At 72.3% G+C, this 1541-nt stretch carries 3 protein-coding genes; all 3 read right to left on the reverse strand.

Annotation, left to right across the window (positions count from 1 at the left end; all coding sequences use genetic code 11):
- Positions 1 to 322: anti-sigma factor (locus ESO86_RS16755; protein WP_479722792.1), on the reverse strand; the 322-nt coding region annotated here is incomplete at its 3' end.
- Positions 303 to 971, reverse strand: coding sequence for an RNA polymerase sigma factor (locus ESO86_RS16760; RefSeq protein WP_242492430.1), 669 nt, complete (start codon positions 969 to 971; stop codon positions 303 to 305). The genes ESO86_RS16755 and ESO86_RS16760, both read right to left, overlap by 20 nt.
- Positions 972 to 1008: 37 nt before the next feature.
- A partial coding sequence (locus ESO86_RS16765; RefSeq protein ID WP_165308224.1) for a class F sortase occupies positions 1009 to 1541 on the reverse strand: 533 nt, incomplete at its 5' end.

Consider the following 1541-nt stretch of genomic DNA (forward strand, 5'->3'; position numbering starts at 1 on the left):
GGGTGCGAGGCCGGCTCGGCGGGACGTGGCGCGCCGGAGTCGTGCCCTGCGGCACGGGACCGCCGGCCTCCGCCTCCGCGAACGGGTCGCCGGCGAGCTCGGGCGCGAGTCCCAGCTCGTCGTGGATGCGCGTCCATACCGCAGCAGGCGGGGCCTCGAGGTCATCGGGCGAACCCTCGCGTCCGAGGTGGACGGTTCGCGCGAGCGCCGCGTACTCGGCCGCGCACGTGTCGCAGGCTTCGAGGTGGGTGCGGACCGCGGCATCGGGCTCGCGGCCGTCGAGGGCCAGCACGGCCAGCTCGTCAGGCTCGACGTGGTCCATCTTCCACCTCCCATCGTGATCTCAACCGGGTCAGGCTGCGTCGTACATGGCTCTTCACGGTGCCGATCGGCAGGTCCAGGGCCTCGGCGATCTGCGAATGGCTGAGCTGGTCGTAGAACGCCAACCGCATGACCCGTCGCGGTACGGGCTCCAGGCGGTCCAGCTCCTCGGCGACCATGGCCCGTTCGGCGAAGTCGTCGTCGACCTCGGTCGCGGCGACGGATGCCTCGGCGACGAGGGTCTCCTCGAGGCGTCGGGCGCGCGAGCGCGCCTCGTGCGCGTCGGCGATGCGGTGCTTGGTGATGCCCACGATCCACGCGCTGAGCGTCGACCGCGAGATGTCGAAGGTGGCCCGCCCACGCCACGCGGCGAGGTAGACCTGCTGGGTCACGTCCTCGGCGTCGGTCCGATCGCCGAGCGACCGGAGCGCCAGCCGGAAGACCAGTGGCGACCAACGCGTGTACGCCTCGCGGAGCGCACGCTCGTCGCCTGCGGAGAACTGCTCCGCGAGGGCTCGGTCGTCGAGGGTGTCGAAGGCGATCGGGCTCACCGTGCGGCGCTCATCCCTTCGTGGGCTCTGGCGGGACCGCACGTCGATCATGACGAGCGGCGGCGCCGCGATCGTCGACTGCGGCGTGGCCATCAGCATAGCGAGCACCTCCTCCCATCTCCTCGGCATCGAGCGGTCATGTCGGAACTGCGGTCACGACGAGGTTGCTGAGGTACCGCCGCGCCTCGTAGTCGAACGCGCCGCCGCACGTGACGAGCGTCAATCGCGGCGGCCCGGAGCGATCGAACGCGGCATCCCAGTCCACGGCGGTCTTCTCGGTGACCTCGAGCGAATCGACGGCGTACGCGTGACGCGTGCCCGCGGCATCCGTCACGATCACCGCGGTACCCGGTGCCGCATCCTTCAGCCTCGCGAAGGGCAGGACGTCGTACTCGAGGGAGTCGACGTGGGCCGCGATGACGGTCGATCCGGCGTCCGACTCGGGCGCCGGCCCCCACCGGTACCAGGCGGCGAGCGCCGGATCGTCGAACAGTCCCATCGACCCGTCGGCCCCGAGGCCGACCGGCTCGATCGACATGTCGATGCCGAGGTCGGGGACCTCGATCCGGACCGGGGCCGGGGGCGCGGGGGCCCGATTCGCCTCGAGCGCCGCGGAGCGCCGCGGGATCTCGGGAACGGCGGATGCCGGAGCCGCCGCGGCGGGCCGGG

Source organism: Agromyces binzhouensis (assembly GCF_004135055.1).
Lineage (GTDB): Bacteria > Actinomycetota > Actinomycetes > Actinomycetales > Microbacteriaceae > Agromyces > Agromyces binzhouensis.

What these genes read in the sequence shown, in the direction of transcription:
- ESO86_RS16760 (WP_242492430.1), bottom strand. Translation starts at nt 971, where the DNA reads ATGCTGATGGCCACGCCGCAGTCGACGATCGCGGCGCCGCCGCTCGTC.